The 20,485-nt window shown below is 66.6% G+C and carries 14 protein-coding genes, 1 tRNA gene, 1 pseudogene and 1 other annotated feature; of the genes and pseudogenes, 7 read left to right on the top strand and 9 right to left on the bottom strand.

All coding sequences use genetic code 11. From position 1 onward, the window contains the following. Positions 1–166: 166 nt before the first annotated feature. Both zapE and ACYCO6_RS22785 read left to right on the top strand, forming a co-directional pair. Positions 167–1,399, top strand: coding sequence for a cell division protein ZapE (gene zapE / locus ACYCO6_RS22790; RefSeq protein WP_459763546.1), 1,233 nt, complete (start codon positions 167–169; stop codon positions 1,397–1,399). Then, positions 1,396–4,371 (top strand): response regulator, encoded by a 2,976-nt coding sequence (locus ACYCO6_RS22785; protein ID WP_459763544.1) that lies wholly within the window; start codon positions 1,396–1,398, stop codon positions 4,369–4,371. The genes zapE and ACYCO6_RS22785 overlap by 4 nt, the downstream gene beginning before the upstream one ends. 179 nt (positions 4,372–4,550) lie before the next feature. On the opposite strand, the gene ubiB is transcribed toward ACYCO6_RS22785, so the two are convergent. From ubiB to leuB, 3 genes are all read right to left on the bottom strand, one after another. After that, positions 4,551–6,113 carry a 2-polyprenylphenol 6-hydroxylase gene (gene ubiB, locus ACYCO6_RS22780; protein ID WP_459763542.1) on the bottom strand — a complete coding sequence of 521 codons (1,563 nt, stop codon included), beginning with the start codon at positions 6,111–6,113 and terminating at the stop codon, positions 4,551–4,553. Between the two features lie 166 nt (positions 6,114–6,279). After that, positions 6,280–7,065: a bifunctional demethylmenaquinone methyltransferase/2-methoxy-6-polyprenyl-1,4-benzoquinol methylase UbiE gene (gene ubiE, locus ACYCO6_RS22775; protein WP_459763540.1), complete on the bottom strand. Its 786-nt coding sequence runs from the start codon at positions 7,063–7,065 to the stop codon at positions 6,280–6,282. 114 nt (positions 7,066–7,179) lie between these two features. Beyond that, positions 7,180–8,289, bottom strand: a complete 1,110-nt coding sequence (leuB, locus tag ACYCO6_RS22770) for a 3-isopropylmalate dehydrogenase (protein WP_459763538.1) — start codon at positions 8,287–8,289, stop codon at positions 7,180–7,182. A 575-nt stretch (positions 8,290–8,864) separates the two neighbouring features. Between leuB and ACYCO6_RS22765 the strand changes: the two genes are divergently transcribed. Both ACYCO6_RS22765 and ACYCO6_RS22760 read left to right on the top strand, forming a co-directional pair. Next, a complete protein-coding gene (locus tag ACYCO6_RS22765) occupies positions 8,865–10,442 on the top strand; it encodes a 2-isopropylmalate synthase (RefSeq protein WP_459763536.1) in 1,578 nt (525 codons plus the stop codon). A gap of 100 nt (positions 10,443–10,542) precedes the next feature. After that, positions 10,543–10,618 (top strand) — tRNA-Lys (locus tag ACYCO6_RS22760). 143 nt (positions 10,619–10,761) lie between these two features. Here ACYCO6_RS22760 and ACYCO6_RS22755 read toward each other — a convergent pair. Beyond that, positions 10,762–11,200 (bottom strand): annotated as a pseudogene (locus ACYCO6_RS22755) (transposase); the annotation flags it as partial. Further along, positions 10,801–10,919: a sequence feature (AL1L pseudoknot), on the bottom strand. (Overlaps the previous pseudogene by 119 nt.) Positions 11,201–11,304: 104 nt before the next feature. Continuing rightward, complete coding sequence (locus ACYCO6_RS22750) at positions 11,305–11,958, bottom strand: response regulator transcription factor (protein WP_459763534.1); 654 nt, start codon at positions 11,956–11,958, stop codon at positions 11,305–11,307. A 93-nt stretch (positions 11,959–12,051) separates the two neighbouring features. Here ACYCO6_RS22750 and ACYCO6_RS22745 point away from each other — a divergent pair, with 93 nt between their 5' ends. Both ACYCO6_RS22745 and ACYCO6_RS22740 read left to right on the top strand, forming a co-directional pair. Then, entirely contained in the window at positions 12,052–13,767 is a 1,716-nt protein-coding gene (locus ACYCO6_RS22745; RefSeq protein ID WP_459763532.1) for an ATP-binding protein, read from the top strand. Between the two features lie 1,160 nt (positions 13,768–14,927). Beyond that, positions 14,928–16,110 (top strand): IS3 family transposase gene (locus ACYCO6_RS22740; protein WP_459763529.1). Its coding sequence is split into 2 segments (ribosomal slippage): positions 14,928–15,223 and positions 15,222–16,110, totalling 1,185 coding nucleotides; the frame shifts between segments, so codons are not numbered across the junction. 425 nt (positions 16,111–16,535) lie between these two features. On the opposite strand, the gene ACYCO6_RS22735 is transcribed toward ACYCO6_RS22740, so the two are convergent. Continuing rightward, entirely contained in the window at positions 16,536–16,907 is a 372-nt protein-coding gene (locus ACYCO6_RS22735) for a c-type cytochrome (protein ID WP_459763527.1), read from the bottom strand. A gap of 91 nt (positions 16,908–16,998) precedes the next feature. Continuing rightward, positions 16,999–17,259, bottom strand: a complete 261-nt coding sequence (locus ACYCO6_RS22730) for a hypothetical protein (RefSeq protein WP_459763525.1) — start codon at positions 17,257–17,259, stop codon at positions 16,999–17,001. A 124-nt stretch (positions 17,260–17,383) separates the two neighbouring features. On the opposite strand from ACYCO6_RS22730, the gene ACYCO6_RS22725 reads away from it, so the two are divergent. Then, the gene (locus ACYCO6_RS22725; RefSeq protein WP_459763523.1) at positions 17,384–17,986 is read left to right on the top strand and encodes a hypothetical protein; all 603 of its coding nucleotides are present in this window, start codon (positions 17,384–17,386) and stop codon (positions 17,984–17,986) included. Positions 17,987–18,249: 263 nt separating this feature from the next. Here the strand turns inward: ACYCO6_RS22725 and ACYCO6_RS22720 are convergent, their stop codons facing one another. Further along, on the bottom strand, positions 18,250–19,047 hold the full coding sequence (locus ACYCO6_RS22720) for a TAXI family TRAP transporter solute-binding subunit (RefSeq protein ID WP_459763521.1): 798 nt from the start codon (positions 19,045–19,047) through the stop codon (positions 18,250–18,252). 88 nt (positions 19,048–19,135) lie between these two features. Beyond that, positions 19,136–20,379, bottom strand: a protein-coding gene (locus tag ACYCO6_RS22715; protein ID WP_459761871.1) for an IS3 family transposase whose coding sequence is annotated in 2 segments (ribosomal slippage) — positions 19,136–20,055 and positions 20,055–20,379 — 1,245 coding nt in all. Because the reading frame shifts where the segments join, the coding sequence is not laid out codon by codon here. Positions 20,380–20,485: the final 106 nt, after the last annotated feature.

Below are 20,485 nucleotides of genomic sequence, written 5' to 3'. Positions count from 1 at the left end.
CAGCCATGCAGGGTCGCGATGGGACTGCAGGCCCCGGACTGTTCGATGCCGCACTTGATTCGGGTTGAGCTTGCGCGGCACAGGAAGTGGTCCTGGCTCGGAAGCAGCCGAGGCGGTCATGGGGGTGCCGGTCCGGCGCCGCGAGGAGCTGCGAGGAGCCGGCGGCGTGAGCGAGAGAACCGGGAAGCAACACGCCCCGTCGCCGGAGGCGCGGGCGAGCGCCGTGTCACCCGGCCCGGTTCACGAGCGCTACGAGGCGCTTGTCGCTGCGGGCGCCATCGAGCGCGATCCGGCCCAGGTGCGACTCCTGCGCGCCCTCGACCGGCTGATCCTCGAGTTGCAGCGCCAGAAGCGCGCCAGCAAGACCAGCGCCCTGGGCTGGCTGTTCCGGCGCAAGGACGAGGCCGAGCCGCCGAAGGGCCTCTATGTCTGGGGTTCGGTCGGGCGCGGCAAGACCATGCTGATGGACCTGTTCCACGAGGCAGCGCCAGAACCGAAGCGGCGGGTCCATTTCCACGGCTTCCTGGCGGACGCCCACGAGCGGATCCATACCTACCGGCAGGCCCTCAAGGCCGGAACGGTGAAGGGTGACGACCCGATAGGCCCGGTCGCCGATCAGCTCGCCGACGAGGCGACCCTGTTGTGCTTCGACGAATTCACCGTCACCGACATCGCCGACGCGATGATCCTGGGGCGCCTGTTCGGCCACCTGTTCCGGCGCGGGGTCATCGTGGTGGCGACCTCGAACGTCGAGCCGGACCGGCTCTATGAGGGCGGCCTCAACCGGGCGCTGTTCCTGCCCTTCATCGAGACGCTGAAGGAGCGAGTCGACGTCGTACGCCTGGATTCGCGGACCGACTTCCGCCTTGAGAAGCTGGGCGGTGCGGCCGTCTACCACGTGCCGCCCGACGCAAACGCCCGCGCGGCCCTCGATGCCGCCTTCAAGGGGCTCACCGGGAAGGCGCGAGGACGTCCGGCTACGATCAAGGTCCATGGGCGGGATGTGGCGATCCCCGAGGAGGCGAGCGGGGTTGCCCGCTTCACCTTCGACGACCTCTGCCGGCAGCCCCTCGGCGCCTCGGACTACATGGCCCTGGCGCGCGCCTACCACACCGTGATTCTCGACCAAATCCCGGTGATGCGCGAGTCCGAGCGGAACGAAGCCAAACGCTTCATCACCCTGATCGACACGCTCTACGACCGGCACGTGAAGCTGGTGGCGTCCGCGGAAGCTGAGGCGCAGGATCTCTACACGGCCCAATCCGGCCGAGAGGCCTTCGAGTTCGACCGCACCGTCTCCCGTCTCATCGAGATGCGTTCCCGGGAATACCTTGCCCTACCGCATGGCCGGCCCGATTCCGAAGCTTCCGGGGCGAGCACCGGGCTGGTGGAAACGTGAGCGCCGCACCGGGAGCCGGATCAATCTTCGGCCTGCGTCGCCGGAACTGGCGCGGGTCCGGCCCCTTGGCGCCTCTGCTCGGCTCGCCCGCCGCCTTCATCCTGCTGGTTGTCGCGCTGGCGGCCGGAACGGCGAACTACCTGGCCGGCGAGGCCGGCCGCGCCGCCACGGCCCGGACGAATGCCACCATTGCGGGGGTCGAGCGCCTCCTCTCCGAGGTCAAGGACCTTGAGACCGGCGAGCGCGGCTTCGTGCTGGTCGGCACAGAGGATTATCTCGCGCCGTACACGATGGCGCTGAGCAAGATCGAAACCGAGCTCTCAAGTCTCGGCTCTGCCGCGCAAGAGCCGGTCCGTGCCGGCGGCCCGTCGCTCGCCGGTCTGATCGCGCAGAAGCGCGACTTCGCAGCTCGGGTCGTCGCGGCCCGGCGGGAGCGGGGTTTCGATGCGGCCACCGACGTTGTCCGGACCGGCGAGGGCAAGCGCCTGATGGACGCGATCCGCACCGAGGCGGCCGCGCGCCAAGACGCCGCCGCGGCGCACCTTGCCGCGCTGCAGGTCCGGGAGCATTGGCGCGGGCTCGCCTTGTTCCTGCTTTCCGGGGCGGCGGCTCTGGGCGCCATCGTCCTCCTCGCCCGGCTCGCCCTGGTGCGGCGGCAGGAATCCCTGCGCATGTCCCGGCTCCTCGACGGCGTTCTGGCCAATGCCCCGGTGGGACTGGGCTTCCTCGACCGCAACCTGAAGATCCGGCACATGAACCGGGCGCTCGCCACCATGAGCGAGCGCGGCTTCGGGGCCGATCTCGGCGCGCCGATCTGGGCGATGCTGCCGACTCTGCGGGAAGACCTGGCGCCCAAGCTCGCCGCGGCGCTTCGCGAAGGACTCGTGTCTCCCAATGTCCCGGTCGCCGTCCCGGCCCCATCGGCGCCCGGGGGCGTACGCCACTTCTCGATGAGCTTCTATCCGCTGCGCGGGGAATACGGGACCGCGGACAGTCAAGGGCATGATGTCGAGGGCGTCGGCCTCGTGGTAGTCGACGAGACCATCCGCCACCTGGCGGAGACTCGGCTTCGGCGGAGCGAGGAACGGTTCCGCTCGCTGATCGAAGCCAGCGCGGCGATCGTCTGGACGGCGAATCCCGAGGGCAACCTGCATAGCCGCCAGATCGCCTGGAGCCGCTTCACCGGCCAGGACGAGGCCGCCTATGCCGGGCTGGGCTTCCTGGAGGCCGTCCATCCCGAGGATCGCGATCATACCCGGGCCGAATGGGCGCGGGCAGTCGGGACCCTGCAGCCCTACGCCACCGAGCACCGGATACGCGCGCGCTCGGGCGCCTACCGGCACATGAGCGTGCGCGCGGTCCCGATCCTCGAATCCGATGGAACCCTGCGTGAGTGGGTCGGCACCCACACCGACATCACCGAGCGCAAGGAGGCCGAGGCGGCGATCGAGGCGGCACGGTCTGCCGCCGAGGCGGCCAACGCGGCCAAGAGCCAGTTCCTGGCCAATATGAGCCACGAGCTGCGCACCCCGCTCTCGGCGGTGATCGGGTATTCCGAAATGGTGCAAGAAGAGTTGGAGGATCTCGGCGAGGCCGAGCTCGTCGCCGACATGAAGAAGATCGAGGCGAATGCCCGACACCTTCTCGGCCTGATCAACGACGTGCTCGACATTTCGAAGATCGAGGCGGACCGGGTCGAGATCTACGCGGAGGATTTCGACGTCGCCGCGATGGTGAGCGACGTCGCCACCACCGTCGAGGGTCTGATCGCCAAGAAGGGCAACACCCTGGCGCTTGCCCTCGCGGACGATCTGGGCACAGCCCATACCGACGTGACGAAGCTGCGGCAGTGCCTGATCAACCTCCTGAGCAATGCCGCGAAGTTCACCGAGAACGGCCGCATTACCCTGTCGGTCGACCGGAGAGACGATGCGCTGCACTTCGCCGTTGCCGATACGGGCATCGGGATGACGCAGGAGCAGGTGGGCAAGCTCTTCGAGCGCTTCACCCAGGCCGATGCTTCGACGACGCGGCGCTTCGGGGGCACCGGCCTCGGCCTCGCAATCACTCGGGCCTTCGCCGAGATGCTCGGCGGCTCGATCGCCGTGGAGAGTCGGGCGGGGGAAGGGACCACCTTCACGCTGACGCTTCCGGTCCTGTTTCGAGGGTCTGAGGCGGAGCACGCGGAAGAGACCGGCGAGGCCATGGGCGACCGCAAGACCATCCTGGTGGTGGACGACGATGCCGCTACCCGGGACCTGCTCGCCCGCTTTCTGGAGCGCGAGGGCTTCTCGGTCGCCGTGGCCGAGGATGGGCGGCGCGGACTTGATCTGGCGCGCAGCCTGCGGCCCCGGGCCGTTCTGCTCGACGTGACCATGCCGCAGATGGACGGCTGGGCGGTCCTCCGATCCCTGCGCGCCGATCCGGAGATCGGCGCGACGCCGATCGTGATGGTCACGGTCCTCGACGAGCAGAACCTCGCCTTCTCGCTGGGTGCGACCGACTACCTGCAGAAGCCGATCGACTGGGGCAACCTCCGCCAAGTTGTCGACCGCTTCCGGCCGGTCGCGGGCGAGGGGCCGGTCCTCGTCGTGGAGGACGAGGCGGATGTGCGCTCCCATGTCTGCGCTTATCTCAGGCGCGAGGGCTTCCCGGTGGCGGAGGCGGAGAACGGCGTGCGCGCCCTCGACGCCCTGGCGAAGGAGCGTCCGTGCCTGGTCCTGCTCGATCTGATGATGCCGGAGATGGACGGCTTCGCCTTCCTGCGGGCGCTCCGGGCGCGGCAGGAATGGCGTGACGTGCCGGTGGTGGTCCTCACCGCCAAGGACATGACCGCGGAGGATCGCCGCCGGCTGGCCGGCCAAGCCGACCGGGTGCTCGCCAAGGGATCGACCGGGCTGGGCGAGCTCGCCCGCGAGTTGCGCGCGCTGATGCCGGCTGCGGCCGAGGCGGATGAGTCCCTGTCGCGCTGACCGAATAAGGGACCAATTCGACCCGGGGCGCTCGACAGGGCAGCCCTACGTCCTCGGGAGCGCAGCGAGGCAATCCGGGCGGCTCTGGGCTGTGCGACCTCGCGCAGCCCTGCACCGCTTCACTGTGCTCGCGATGATGGAAGAGCGGAAGCCACCGGACGACCGCACCGCATGCAGTCCTAAAGCCCCCGGAACGCCAGCACGAGCGCCCCGATGGCAATGCCCCAGAGCGCCAGGGTCGACCAGATCGCTCGCCAGCGTTCGTTGCGTGCGAAACGCTCCAGACGGCGTGCGTCACCCGTCCCGGTCTCGTCGAGGCGGATCAGCACGCGCTTGAGCCGCATCGCGAGATCCGGGATATCGCCGACCACATCGGAGACCACCCGCAGAGCCTCGAGACCGCTCTGCGCCCGGCCCACAGGCCCCATGTTCCGGGCGATCCACGACCGCACCACCGGCTCGGCCGTGGTCCACATGTCGAGGCGCGGATCGAGGGAGCGCGCCACGCCCTCGACCACCACCATGGTCTTCTGGAGCATAACCAGCTCGGTGCGGGTGCTCATGTCGAACAGGGCCGTGACGTCGAAGAGCAGGGTCAGCACCTTGGCCATCGAGATCTCGTCGGCCCGGCGCTGATGGATCGGCTCGCCGATCGCCCTGATCGCCTGGGCGAAATCCTCCACGGAATGATGAGCCGGCACGTAGCCCGCCTCGAAATGGACCTTCGCCACGCGGCGATAGTCGCGCAGGATGAAGCCGAGCAGGATCTCGGCGAGGAACCGTCGCTCGTTGGGCCCGAGCCGGCCCATGATGCCGAAATCGACTGCTACCAGCCGGCCGTCGGCGTCGACCATCAGGTTTCCCTGGTGCATGTCGGCGTGGAAGAACCCGTCGCGGATCGCCTGCCGCAGGAAGCTCTGGATGACGGTGCGCCCGATCGCCTGCGGATCGTGACCCTTGGCGGCGAGTTCGACCGCGCTGTGGAGGCGCGTGCCGTCGATCCACTCGGCGGAGAGCACCTCACGGGCGGTCAGCTCCCATTCGGGCCTTGGAACCCGGAAATCGGGGTCGTCCTTGGTATTCTCCGCGAGTTCCGAGGCGGCCGCCGCCTCCAGGCGGAAATCCATCTCCATCAGCACGGAGCGTGCGAGGATCTCCACCACCTCCCGTGGGCGCAGCCGCTCCGCCTGCGGAGAGAGCGCGTGCACCACCCGCGCCATGAACCGCATGACCTGGAGGTCGCGCATGAAGCGTTCCCGCACGCCCGGCCGCATCACCTTCACGGCAAGTGCGCGCTGCGTCCCGTCGGCATCCTGCACGACCGCCCTGTGCACCTGCGCGATCGAGGCGGCGGCGATCGGCTCGCTGAACGACACGAACAGCTCGTGGACCGGCTTGCCCAGCGCCGTCTCGACGACGCGCAACGCGGTCTCCTGCGGGAAGGGCGGAACCCGGTCCTGCAGCTTCTCCAGATCGAAGGCCGCCCGGACGCCGACGATGTCCGGCCGGGTCGCCAGGAACTGACCGAACTTCACGTAGGAGGGCCCCAGCCGCGTCATGGCCGCCGACAGCCGGGCGGCGCCGTCGCCGAGCCCCGGTCGCTCCAGGGAACGACCGATCCTCAGGGCGAGGCGCAGATGGGGCGGCAGCTCCGAGGGATCGGCGAAGGCGAGCGCACCCTCGCGCGCCAGCACGAAGCCGACCCGCGCACCGCGGAAGAGGTTGATCGCGGCGCTGATCATCGGGCCGGCACCCCTGTCTCAACCGCCTGGTCGGGCCGCTCTTTCCCCCTGCGCGGGGGCGTCGGAGGTGGGGGTGGTCCCGGATGGATAAGGGTGCTGCCGCCTGCAGCACCCATACCCCAAGCCCCTCCCCACACGGGCGAGGGGAGAGCGCTGCTGCTCAAGATCAGGAGACCTTCCAGCCCGAATGGATCGCCACGATTCCGCCGGAGAGCGGCCGGTCGGTGACGTGGCGGAAGCCCGCACGCTCGATCATGCCGGCGAAGGCGCCGCGGGTCGGGAACTTCCGGATCGATTCCACCAAGTAGCGGTAGGAATCGGCATCGCCGGCCACGCGGGCGCCGATGCGCGGGATCACGTGGAAGGAATAGGCGTCGTAGATGCGATCGAGCAGCGGGATGTCGACGGCGGAGAATTCGAGGCAGAGGAACCGCCCCCCCGGCTTCAGCACCCGTCGAGCCTCGGCGAGCGCCACCTCGATCCGCGGCACGTTCCGAATGCCGAAGGCGATCGTGTAGGCGTCGAAGGACGCGTCCGGAAGCGGCAGGCTCTCGGCATTGCCGGTCACGAAGGCAATGCGGTCGCCCAACTCGTCGACCCGACGTTCCTTCGCCCGTTCCGCGCCGACGCGCAGCATGGACTCATTGATGTCGAGCACCGTCACGTGGGTGCGCGGGCCGCCGGCGGCCAGCACCCGGAACGCGACGTCGCCGGTACCGCCGGCCACGTCGAGATGCGCGAAGGGCCGGCCCTGCGGCGGGCGCAGCATTGAGACGAGCTGCGCCTTCCAGGCGCGGTGCAGGCCCGCCGACATCAGGTCGTTCATGATGTCGTAGCGGCGGGCGACCGAGTGGAAGACGCTGTCGACGCGCCCCTGCTTCTCGTCGAGCGCCACGCGCTCGAAGCCGAAATCCGCGCTCGCGCGCTCAGACGCCTCGTCTCCGGCCTTCATGACGCTCCCGTTCCTCGATGGGCGCGTCATAGCGAAGGTCGCGCCCGTCCGCCATGCGTCGAAACACGCGGCCGGTGCGCGGACCCCTGCGCCGTCACGCGCCGGGTCTGATTTTCAGGCCGCGCGCGCCTTGAGGGCATCGGCGACCACTGATGCCATCGCGCGGGTCCCCATCGGATTGATCCCCTCGCCGGCGATGTCGGCGGTGCGCGCGCCACCCGCAAGCGCATCCGTGATGGCGCCGTCCAGCGCATCGGCCGCATCGCCGAGGCCGAAGGAGTAGCGGAGGCACATGGCGAGCGAGCCAATCATGGCGATCGGATTCGCTCGGTCCTGGCCGGCGATGTCGGGGGCCGAACCGTGGACCGGCTCGTAGAGGGCCCGGCGGAGGCCGCTCGAATCGACGGCGCCCAGCGAGGCCGACGGGAGCATGCCGAGCGACCCGGTGAGCATCGCGGCGATGTCCGACAGCACGTCGCCGAACAGGTTATCGGTCACCAGCACGTCGAACTGCTTCGGCCGGCGCACCAGCTGCATGGCGCAGTTGTCGGCCAGGATGTGCTCCAGTTGCAGACCGGCGTAGTGCTCGGCATGGACCTGGGTCACCACCTCCTTCCACAGGACGCCGGACTTCATCACGTTGTGCTTCTCGGCCGAGGCCACCCGGCCCGAGCGCTTGCCGGCCAGATCGAAGGCGACATGAGCGATCCGCTCGATCTCCGCCGTCGTGTAGACCTGCGTGTCCACGGCGCGCTTCGAGCCGTCGGGGAGGGTGGTGATCTCCTTGGGCTCACCGAAATAGACGCCGCCGGTGAGTTCGCGGACGATCATGATGTCGAGCCCCTCGACCAGCTCGCGCTTGAGCGCCGAGGCGTCGGCCAGCGCCGGGTAGCAGATCGCCGGGCGCAGATTTGCGAACAGGTCGAGTTCCTTGCGCAGGCGCAGCAGGCCGGCTTCCGGGCGCTGCTCGTAGGCAACGCCGGCCCATTTCGGCCCGCCCACCGCGCCGAGCAGGATGGCGTCCGCCGCCTTCGCGCGCGCCAGTGTCTCGTCCGCGAGCGGGGTACCATGTGCGTCGAGGGCGGAACCGCCCACGAGGTCGGTCTCGGTCTCGAACTGCGCGAGGCCGGTCTCCTTGAGGGTGTCGAGCACGACCTGCATTCCGCCCGCCACCTCCGGGCCGATCCCGTCGCCGGGCAGGAGCAGGAGCTTGTAGCTGGCCATGATAGTCTCGCGCTTTCTCTCTCGACGTGCCGGCGGGCTTTATCGAGGGCACACCGCGATTGGCAAGGCGCCCGCGAGGCGGGTCGATGCCCGCGACGGTGCCTTGCCGCCCGACTGGGTCCCGCTACCCGCAGCGTCTCGGCGGAATGATCTGCTACGACGATCCGGCGGGCACATCGGCATGGAGCGGCCTTTTGGCTCGCCGAGCCTCTCCTGACCGTAAGAAGACCGGACGCGTATGGCGGCGCATCGGCCTCCCTTGTGTTCGCGAGGTTCCGGAGATACCTACGGTCGACCCCGCGCCGTGGCCGAGCCCCCGCGCGGGCCGCCGACAGGAGAGACGAGCCTTGGCCAGAGCCGGCTCAGCGACCGAGACCGCCCGCGCCGCTTCGACGGCGCCGCGGTCGCGTGCGCGCTTCGCCGGGCTTCGTCTTCCGCTTCTGCTTACCCGCCCCTGAGGGCCGTCCGGGCACGCGCCTGGGCCTTCAGGGGAGTTGTTTCATTCGCGAATCCGCCCTCACGGGCACCACGCCGCGCCGCGCCATCTGCCGGGCGGCCCGCGACAGGGTAAAGCCATGACCACGACCAGCAGCACGCAGACCGCTCCTTCCGTCCGCGACCGGATCCTGATCTTCGACACGACGCTCCGCGACGGCGAGCAGTGCCCCGGCGCCACCATGACCTTTGACGAGAAGCTCGCGGTGGCCGAACTCCTCGACACGATGGGCGTCGACATCATCGAAGCCGGCTTCCCGATCGCGTCCAACGGCGACTTCGAGGCGGTGTCTGAGATCGCCCGACGCACGAAGCGTGCGACCATTGCGGGGCTCGCCCGCGCCATCCCGGCCGACATCGCCCGGGCCGGCGAGGCGGTGCGGCACGCCAAGCGGTCGCGAATCCACACTTTCGTGTCGACCTCGCCGATCCACCTCGCGCACCAGATGCGTAAGAGCCAGGACGAGGTGGTCGAGATCATCCTGAAGACCGTGGCGCAGGCCCGCGACCTCGTCGAGGACGTGGAATGGTCGGCCATGGACGCGACCCGCACGCCGATCGACTACCTGTGCCGCTGCGTCGAGGCCGCGATCAAGGCCGGCGCCACCACCATCAACCTGCCCGACACAGTGGGCTACGCCACACCGTCCGAGTATCGCGAGATGTTCGCAAGCGTGCGCGAGCGCGTGCCGAATGCCGACAAGGCGGTGTTCTCGGTCCACTGCCACAACGATCTGGGCCTGGCGATCGCCAACTCGCTGGCCGGCATCGAGGGCGGGGCCCGGCAGGTCGAGTGCACTATCAACGGGATCGGCGAGCGGGCCGGCAATGCCGCGCTTGAGGAGATCGTCATGGCGCTGCGCACCCGCGCCGACGTGCTTCCCTATGAGACCGGCGTCGAGTCGACGATGCTGACCCGCGCCTCGAAGCTCGTGAGCCACGCCACGAACTTCCCCGTGCAGTTCAACAAGGCGATCGTCGGCCGCAACGCCTTCGCGCACGAGAGCGGCATCCATCAGGACGGCATGCTCAAAAATGCCGAGACCTACGAGATCATGACCCCGGCCTCGGTGGGTCTGACGAAGACCTCCCTGGTGATGGGAAAGCATTCGGGCCGGGCAGCCTTCCGTTCCAAGCTCGAGGATCTTGGCCTGCACCTGTCCGACAACCAGTTCCAGGACGCCTTCGAGCGATTCAAGGCCCTGGCCGACCGGAAGAAGCACGTCTACGACGAGGACATCGAGGCGCTGGTCGACGAGAACCTCGCCACGGCTCATGACCGGATCCGCCTCGTCTCCCTGTCGGTGATCGCCGGCACCCGCGGGCCGCAGCGCGCGACCCTCCGCATCGCCGACGAGACCGGCACGCGCATCGAGGAGGCGGACGGCAACGGGCCGGTGGATGCGGTATTCAACGCCATTTCGGCGCTGGTCCCGCATCAGGCGCAACTGGAGCTCTACCAGGTACACGCCGTGACCGGCGGGACGGATGCCCAGGCCGAGGTCTCGGTACGCTTGCGCGACGGCGACCGCAGCGTCACCGCCCGCGGTGCCGATCCGGACACCCTGGTCGCATCCGCGAAGGCGTACCTGTCGGCGCTGAACAAGCTCGTGGCCCATGCCGTGCGGGTTCATGCGCAGCATAACGCCGCCGAATGACAAAAAACCTGCGGCTGGGGGTGGACAGCCCCCGGCCGCGTTGGTATCAGCCCGCCACCCCGACGGACTTGGTGGCCGCCGGGCGATCGCAGAAGCGATCGGGCGCATAGCTCAGTTGGTAGAGCAGCTGACTCTTAATCAGCGGGTCCTAGGTTCGAACCCTAGTGCGCCCACCAATCAAATCAGACACTTAGAGGCACAACTGCCTCGGCCCGCCTTCCCGCTGGCTCAGACGTAACGGCGCGCAGCTCCGCAGACTATTGCCGCTGCAGGCGTGCTGAGCTTTCGCTACGGCTGTGCACCTGATCGGAGGCTAAATCGGCTCAGCCCGCCCCGCGACATGGGCGTAGTACGTCGACGTGGCGATCGGCAGCACCCTGTAGATCGGCTCGACCTCCTGCAGGGTGCGGCGATCGTCGATAAAGGCGACCATGACCGGAACCGGCGGTCGAGCTCCACGTCCGGGCCAAATACGCCGACACCTTGATCAGGATCTCGTTGGCCTCCCGGAGTTCGCGGCTCTCCCGCTCAAGCGCCTTGATCCGCTCGCGTTCGTGCGTGGCCGATCCGGCTCGCACGGCCACGGTCACGCTCAGCTCGCGGCACCCAGTTCCTTAGCGTTTCGCTCGAGCAGCCGAACTTCGCTGCGATCGAGCGGATCGATCCGTCCGGCGAGCCGTGCTCGCCCTGGTGCTTCAACACGATCCGCACTGCACGCTCGCGGATCTCAGGCGGAAGGGCAGGGTTCGCTTCCTCATGGCTCCATCCTCGCAAGATCAGGAGCCTCCGGGACATCCGGCGCGGTTCAGTCCAGGGCAGCCAGTATTACAATGCCCTCGCTCACGCAGCCATGCCTCACCGTCTATTGCGCAACTGGGCCGGTGCTGCTCGTTCCTTGTGGAAGGCCCACACCAAGAGCCAAGCGCACCAGCTCCGAAAAGCTTCGGGCCTGGGTCTTGTCCATAATTCGAGCCCGGTGGACCTCGACCGTGCGATAGCTGATCCCAAATTCGCGCGCGATATCCTTGTTCGACAGCCCAGCTACCAGCCGATCCACGATCTCCCGCTCGCGACCTGTCAGAACAGCAAGGCGACCGGTATCAGGATTCTGCGCTGGGTCGGATTGCGCTTGATGACACCCTTGCTTCAGAGCCTCTTTGAGGCTGGCAAGCAGCCGCTCCGCCTCGAACGGCTTTTCCAGAAAGTCGCACACGCCTGCTTTCATGGCCTGCACAGCCAGGCCCACGTCGGCATGGCCGGTGATGATGATAAGCGGTTTAGTGACACCTCGGCGGGTCAGCTCCTGCTGGAGTTGCAGCCCATCCATCTCCGGCATGCGGATGTCGACGACCAGGCAATCCGCCGCCAGTCCGCCCGGGCTGTTCAGAAGCTCGATTGCGGACGAGTAGGTCTTGGCCGAAAACCCCTCGGATTCCACCAGGGCCGCCAAGGATTCGCGCACGGCCTCATCATCGTCCACAATGTGAACGGATTGCCCTCCCGATCCCTCCACCATGGACAGGCCTCATCATCTGCGCTTGATCAACAACATGCGCACAAGTGAGCGCATATCTCTGAGCTAGATCAATCTTCGGAGGACGAGATCGCGATGCGCGAGAGCCTTCCGGATCAGGACCTCGGAGGCGCGTGGGCGTACCGCTTGCTAGTGGCCGCCACGCTGCTCATCCCGGCGCTGCTGTTCGGCGCCGTAGCCTGGGAGGACCGCGCCCGCGTTCTGGACAATGCAGAGCACGATATCCAGCAGACGGTCGACATCTTTCGCCAGCAGGCCTTGAACGTCTTCGAGACCCACGAGCTGATTGCAGCACGCATCAGCGAGCACCTGCGCGGCATGACTTGGGACGAGATCGCCGGGGCGGAGCCGCTCCACCGCTACCTAAAGGCGATCCAGGAGGATTATCCGCAGGTTCAGCATATCTGGCTCGCTGACCCCTCTGGCATAATCCGCAACTCCAGCCGCTTCTTCCCTGCCGCGCCGACAAATGTATCGGATCGCGATTACTTCGTTGCGCTCCGTAGAGCCGATCATGGCACATTCATTGGCCATCTAGTGTACGGACGTGTTGTCAGAGACCTCAATTTCAACGTGGTGAGCCGCCGCGAGAGTAAGACAGGGGCCTTTGACGGCGTGATTATCCTGACCGTCTACCCACAGTACTTCATCGAGTTTTGGCGCAAGGTCGCGCCTAATCCCGAGAGCGTGGCCGCGCTGGTCCGGGCGGATGGCATGATCCTCACCCGCGTACCCGATCCCAAGATCCTGTCCCTGCCTCAAGGGGCGGTACTGTTACGCGCGATCCAGCAGAGTGATGAGGGCTCCTTCCGGGCCGCCTCCGCCGTGGACGGGATCGACCGGCTCTTCAGCTTTCGCAGGATTGGAAGATACCCCGTCTTTGTGGCCTCCGGCCTGAGCATCAAGGCAGCGCTGAACCAGTGGCGGAAGGACCTCCTGTTCTATGGTGTCTTTCTCGGGCCTGCGGCCTTGGCCCTGGCGCTGATTGCGCTCCTGGCGCTCCAGCGCGCGCAGCGCGAGATCGCCGCCGTGCAGGAGCGCCGGCGAGCCGAGGCGCGGCTGCAGGAATTGCGCGCGGAGTTGGCTAATGTCTCGCGGCTGGCTGCCATGGGCCAGATGGCCTCAGTGCTCGCCCACGAGCTCAATCAGCCTTTGGCGGCGGCCTCCAACTACCTGGGCGCAGCCAAGTGCTTGCCCGTCGTTGATGGGAGCCGGGTCATGGCTTTCGTCGACAAGGCAGGCCAGCAGGTTCTGCGCGCCGGCGAGATCATCCAGCGCCTGCGTGACTTCGTCTCCAAAGGCAAGCTCACCCGCCGCCCTGAGGATCTCGGACAAGTGTTGAAGGAAGCTGCCGCCCTGGCGCTTATCGAGCCGAAGCATCGGACCATACGAGTGATCACTCACATTGACCCGAAAACCCGCTATGCGCTGATTGACCGGGTCCAAATCCAGCAGGTGTTGGTAAACCTGATCCGCAACGCGGCTGAGGCGATGGAGGGAAGCCTGCAGCAGGAGATCGCGCTGGCAACGGTGCCCAAAGAAGCTTGCCTGATCGAGGTCAGTGTTGCGGATACCGGACCAGGGCTGCCTGAGGATGTGGCCGGCCGGCTGTTTGAGCCGTTCATCACGACCAAGCCGGACGGCATGGGAGTGGGTCTCTCGATCTGCCGGACGATCATTGAGGCGCATGGCGGGCATATCCGGGCGGAGGCCAATCCGGCGGGCGGCACGGCGTTTCGCTTCACCCTCGAAGCCGCTGACGGGCCTTCGACCTTGGATCAAATTCGCTGATTCCTGCACCTCGGCCGAAGCTTTGTGATCCGCCTGTATCGTGGCGGCTATCGGACCTGGATTGGCTTGTGGCCTCGGAGGAGGCTGCACAGTGTCAGCAGACCTCACTCGAAACTGATCACCACCCTCCGACGGAGATCCAGGCCCACCGAGAGAAAATGTAGGTGTTTCTGCGTACGTGTTTAGCCGAATATCGTTGCCCACCCCCGCCGGGTTAGTCGCTGCGTGACCGTCAGGCCTTGCACCTGATCTCTTCTGGTCCGGAACCGCTCCGATCAGCTAGCGTAGATTGCAGATCTTGCCACCTAAAGCCTCCACCAAGGCAATGGATGGCTTCGCTTTATCAGCCTAGGCCGGACCATTTTGCTCCACCAAAGCCGGATTCGATGTTGCCGCTTTCAGGAGGCGCAACAATTTGTCACCACAAACGCGGATAAGAGATATTTATCTATACAGGATTGAGCCGATGATTGCTCTTCAGACATCATGTCAGGTTGAGCCCAACGGGCTGTCAAGTCGGCGTGCTGTGGCCGTAGCTAATGCGAAGTGGTTTCGCGACTTGGCGCGGAGAGCGCTGCGCGACGGTGGGCCGAAGGGGGCATTGCGTGCGGCCAAGGCCCGCGCTGCAGCCCGCATCGTCATCCAGAAGGCGAAGCGGGAAGCCCTGGTCAGTCGCATGGCTACCGGCGCATTGACGTCCGATCTACCTGCTCGTGCTTTCACCTCTCCATCGGTGTCATCGAGCGCGGGTATGGAGTGCACGCCCCAAGCTCAAGCGAGGACCCTATGAGCGCCGCCCCGGCGCGGACGGTTTCAGATTGGCGTGCAAACGGCTATCGCGGCTTGCGCATCATGCGCTGCCCAGAGTGCCGCTGCGCGACCGACCGGACTTGGGAGCAGTTGGGAGCTGAGCCGGGAGAGGACGTGGTCGAAGTCGCTCGCCGTGTCCGGTGCGACAGGTGCGAGAAGCCGCCGGCTGGACTGGCTGTCCTCACCTACAAAGAGGTCGCCTGACAGCCGCCGCCTCCTGATCCCGAACCTCCCGCCTCAACGGCACCGGATCGGTTTGGGTGTGCTGAACGGTGAGGAGCCACATGGTGATCCTCCCTCGGTTTCGTGGACACCTCTGATACGCTCTGGATGAGCGGGGCAGGTGTCGAATGGCGAAGACGAGACGAGAGTTCACGCCCGAGTTCAAACGCGAAGCGGTCGCCCTGCTGGAGAGCAGTGGCCGGCCGCAGATGCAGATCGCGGCCGAGCTCGGGATCCAGCCGTCGATGTTGCGGCACTGGCGTGCAGTGCTGAACGGGGCCTCGCCCCGACCACGGCCGGCAGGACCGACGGGGATTTCGCCCCAAAGCTCGGTCGCGTCCCCGTCCGATCAGGACGCCGAGATCGCTCGGTTACGGCGTGAGCTCGACCGCACGCGCATGGAGCGCGACGTGCTAAAAAAGCCATTGGCATCTTCGCGGAGATGCCCAAGTGACCTTCGCCTTCATCGAGCAGCATGCACGCAGGTGGCCGGTGCGTCTCATGTGCCGCGTGCTCGGAGTCTCCCCCAGCGGCTTTTACGGCTGGCGGTCACGCCCCGAGAGTGCCCGATCAGCGTCCAACCGTCAGCTCCTGGATGACGTCCGGCGGATCCATGCCGCTCACCATCGACGCTACGGTGCGGCGCGCGTGCATGCCGCCTTGCGGGCGGAAGGCCGATCGGCCAGTCGCGGGCGAGTAGAGCGCCTGATGCGCCGCCACGGCATCCGCGCCCTGGCGGGTCGTCGGTTCCGACCGTGCACGACCGACAGCCGCCACGATCTTCCGATCGCCCCAAACCTCCTGAGGCAGGACTTCTCGGCCGCGCGGCCCGACACGGTCTGGCTGGCCGACATCACCTACCTGCCGACTGGCGAGGGGTGGCTCTACTTGGCCGCCGTCCTCGATCTGGCCACGCGCAAGATCGTCGGCTGGTCGATGCGCGATCACATGCGCACCGAGCTGAGCGTGGCTGCGCTGATGATGGCCACCCAGCGGCAGCGACTAGCTGCCGGGCTGATCTGTCACTCGGATCGCGGCAGCCAGTACGCGGCCGAGGCCTACCGGAAGCAGCTCGCCAGAATGGGGGCGAGGCCGCCGATGAGCCGGACGGGGTGCTGCTACGACAATGCCCCGATGGAGAGCTTCTTCCACACCCTCAAGGTCGAGCTCGCCCATCAGCGGCGATGGGCGACACGAGATGAGGCGCGGCGCGAGCTGTTCGCTTACATCGAGGGCTACTACAATCGGCAACACGTCCACTTGGCGCTCGGCTATCTCACGCCCGAGCAGGCCGAACGAACCGCGAGCTAAACTCCCGTGTCCGCGAAATCAGGGGAGGATCAGTACATTGTCGTCAAACCCGTGCGTATGGCAGGGCGTCAGAGCCTCTCCTGCTGGCGCAGGCGGACGGATGCAAGCCGCATGCGATGAGCTGCTCGGGTTAATCGCCGTCAGCAACATCTGCTCCCAGCCCGTGCGGACCAGACGGGCCGCACGCTCAACGTCCGCTATGGAAGAGCGGAAAGCAGCATGCGAGCGACCGGAATGGGCGCGAAGCCGAACGTCCGGTCCTGCGCGCGATGGCGATCCGGCGTGACGGAGTCTGGCCGATTGCGGCCCGGCCGCTTCTGGACAGGAGATCGGAATAGCGGACGCTCTGATCAGTGGCAGCACCAGGGTTATCTGCGGCTGAGGCTGAATCTGTGGCAGGCTCCAGAACGTTGCGCCCATTCCTGTCAAGGAGCGCGGTGCCGATCCCTCAGGCTGGAGAGGTAAATTGCGATCGCATCCGCCTGTTGATCGAGCAGTTGCGGGTTCGGCATCTCGAACGGTGGGGTGGTGCCGACATGCCTCGTTTGCAGGAACACACGCATCGACCGAGGTGAAACGTCCCTCCTTTGAGCAATCTGGGCGAAACTCGGCCCTGGCCGTCTCAAGATCGGAGCGCTCTGCTGGTCAGAACCGACGACGTGGCAGGCACTGCAGATCTGAAGCGCAAGGCGATGGCCCTCGTGGATCTCCGCTTTCTCGGCGTCGCCCTCGGCACAGACGTGGCTGGCGTGAAAGGTCGGAAGACCGATGAAAAATGCTTGAACAAGGTGCTTCATGCGCGCCAAGGTTTCATAGGGGCGAGCCCTATCTGGAGCTTTCGGGTACCGGTAAAGGGAATTTTGCGATCTGGGCACTGGCGAAACGAGATCAGCGGGAACAGCCGACACAGATCCCGCGCGTGATCGCATCATCGCGCATCTGGTCGGGAGTCCGCCGTTGAATAGCGCTGTTCTCGTTGGGATCGAGCTTGTCCGGCTTCGGCACAGTCTTGCCGCTCTTCGCAATATAATCCGTCCTGTCGGCCACCGTCTGCGCCGGATCCGAGTGGATCGCGTCCTGCCCAAGCACCGGCAGTGAGCCCGAAAGCCCAAGCATAGCCCCTGCAACAAGTAGACGTCGCGCAGACATGGCAATCTCCCTTGAAGATCAGGGAGTGACGTCACGGCTTTTTTGGGCGGGCACCTTGATGTAAATCAAAGCGGATATGCGGATCGTTCAGAAGGCGGCAGGCAGCGAGTCTCGGAGATCCGCCATGGCCCTGTCCAACCAAACGGCAACTCCTGCCGCTCCAGAGCCGTTGGACCGAGAGCCGCGCGTGACGAAGCGAACTATCGCTCAACGCACTTTGGACGAAGCGAAGCGGTATGTTGCCTTCGCGGCCTACCTGATGGTGGTCCCAGGAACACTGATCCTATTTAGTCTCAACATCTACGCTCGCGTCAATCAGGACGTCCAGCAATATCCGAGCTACCATTTCAACGCGCTCGCCTTGATATATGCGCTTGTGCTTGGCAAATTCATGCTGGTGGCGGAGATGACCAAATTAGGCTCTCTGACTGTGGGTCACCATTTGCGGCAGGGGCCGCTCATCTACCCGATCTTGTACCAGCCAGCCCTGTTCTCCGCCGTTCTGACCGTTGCCTACGTGCTGGAAGAGGTCTTGGTGGGAGCCTGGCACGAGAAGCCCCTCAGGGAAGTCCTCCCCGAGATCGCCGGCGTTCCGCGTGGATTGGCCACAGTTGTCTGGGTGCTGTTCGTAGCGCCGATCCCATACTTCGCTTACCGCGAGACCGATCGTGCGCTTTGCGAGACACGATTGCGGGCTCTTCTGTTCAACGCCCGCCCGGCAGCATAGCCGCATCGGCTTGGCGTAGCTTCGCATTCAAACAGCTCGTTGTGGACATGCGAACCTGCGCTTGACTGAACAAGACCTCGCCGGGGGCATTTGGCGGTCGGAAGGCCCCCTTGCCGATCAGGGCGAGGATGGAAGCACCGAACTGGCCGAAATAAAGGGCATTCGCTGCGAGACGATCAGCGTTGGCGCCGGCCGGCGTCCCGTGTCCGGCCCGAGGCTTACCCGCCGTTGATCAAGGGCGTGCCGCGCATGCGCCAGGGCTGTCAAAAGGGCCGCCATACGATCGCGATCGGTATCACTGCCCTCGGGCGACCGCCCCAGCACGGATGAGACGATCTGATGGAATTCGCTCTCCAATGCGGCGAACTCTGCCATATCGGCATGCGGCGCCGTGTCGGCAATCTCGACCAGCCGCTTGATCGGCCGCCGATCCGCCCCCGATCGACATCAGTTCCAGCGGGCGGATGCGGCCGCGAAGAACGACCCGGGCAGATTGACCACAAGGCCGCCAACGTAAAAGTACTGCTGAAACTGGCGAAGAGGCGCTGATCCCCGTTGCTCAGATAGGCGGTGACGCCCGGATGGACGGACAGGATCGGGGTCTTGTCGTCCGGATCGGGCGCCTCGATCTGGCTGGCGAGCGGCGTCACCGCCACGAGCTTGGCCTTGGTGGTCAGGATCGACCGGGCGATCGCCGCCGCGACGACGTTGGGCATCAGTTCCGAAGCGGCGAACCGATAGGTGACCGCCAACGTCGTGACGGAGTCGCTCGGCGTAGCCGGCCGCGCCCGGAACGCCGCGGCGGGCACGTCGATCGACTCGAATCCGGGGAAGCGCTTGCCGATGGTCTCCGCCTCATCGGGCGCGAGAATGCCCGGGAACCCCGTGTCGCGTGCGCAATCGCGGCGGGCGACCACGTCGACGACCTCGCCTGCCGCCATGGGACCGACCGCGCGGACTGCCGCGAGCGTCTGCTGCTGGACGCTATTGGCAAGGTCGTCGACCGACGGGAAGGTCCGGCTGACATCCTTCGCGTGCAAGTTGAAGTAGCCCAGCACCATGTCGATGACATCGGAATTGGCGGCCTGCAGCGGCCCAGTTGAGATGCCTACTGTACCGCCCGCGGATTGTGAGACACCGATCTGAAGCCTATGCGGCCAAGGCCGCGGGTGGAAGCTGCGCGGTGCGAATGGCGGCTGGTGGTCGGAACCCGTGCCGCTCGATCAGCCACGTCTTATTGTAGAGGTCGCGAAACGCCAGCAGCGCGCGGCGCAGGTCCTCGACCGTGTCGAAGTGCTTCACCCACAGCAGGTTCTCCTTGAGCGTGCGGATGAAGCGCTCGGCGCAGCCATTTCCTTCCGGCGCTCGCACGAAGGCGGGCGAACTTGCGATACCCAGGAACGCCAGCTCCGCCTGGAAATCGTCCGACATGTACTGGCTGCCGTGATCGTGCCGGACACTCAGGCCGGAGGCGATCTCGGCCGTAAAGCCGCCGAAGCGCTGCCGCACACCCTGGCGGATCGGCTCCAGCGCCTCAAAGCGCGTGGCCCGGCGCGCCGCATGGAGGCCCACGCATTCGGCCGAGCAGTGGTCGACGGCCACGAACACCGCGACCTGCCCCTCAGCCGTCCAGGTGGTGGTCAGATCAGTGCCCCACATCGTGTCCACCCTCTCCGGGACGATGGTGCCGTCGTGGTTGCGCGGGCCGCGCGGTGTGCCGACGCGAGAGGGGGCGAGCAGATCATGGGCGCGCATCAGGCGCAGCACGCGGCGTTTGGAGGTGCGCACGCCCTTGTGGCGCAGCCGCGCCCAGACCTTGCGGTGACCCTCGCCGTGAAAGGGGCTGTCCGTGAGGGTGGCGCGGATCTGCGTGAGTAGCGCCGCATCCGGCATCGGCCCGACCGGGCCGGGACGGCGCGACGGCTCGGGCCGGGCGGGTGAGAGGTGCCGGTGGACGGTGGCGCGCGACACGCGCCAGATCCGGCACACCCGGGCCAGTCCGTAAGCTTTGCCGCTGGCAGGCGAGACGGCCCGGCTCATAGCCGCGACCTCCTGCGGGCCAAAGGGCCGGGGCCGCGCGCCTCCAGGGCAGCGATCTTGGCCTCCAGCAACTCGCGCTCGATCAGCATCTCGCCGAGCTTGGCCTTCAGTCGCCCGCTCTCCAGCGCGTCCGCATCAAGGGACCGGGTGGAGAGACTGGCCTCGCCCGCCGTCAGGAAGGCGTCGCGCCAGCCCGACAAGGTCGCGGCCGTCACGCCTAAGCTGCGCGAGACGCTCTCCAGGTCCTCGCCGCGCAGCAGCCGCAGCACCGCATCCCGCTTGCGCTGCCGGGACATGCGCCCGCCGCGACCAGGACCGACTGCGCCTGCATCTGCCTTCGTATCCGAGCTCATCGTCCTCACCCCTGTCGCGGAGACCGTCCGCTAACGGGGTGTCTCAAGCAACCGGGAGGCGGAGGACTACCGTCTTACCTGCTAAATTCGCGATAGAGCTGACGTG

The organism is Methylobacterium sp. CM6257, from assembly GCF_054611515.1.
The sequence above is the reverse complement of the archived record's forward strand: the minus strand, read 5'-3'. Positions and strand labels throughout refer to the sequence as shown.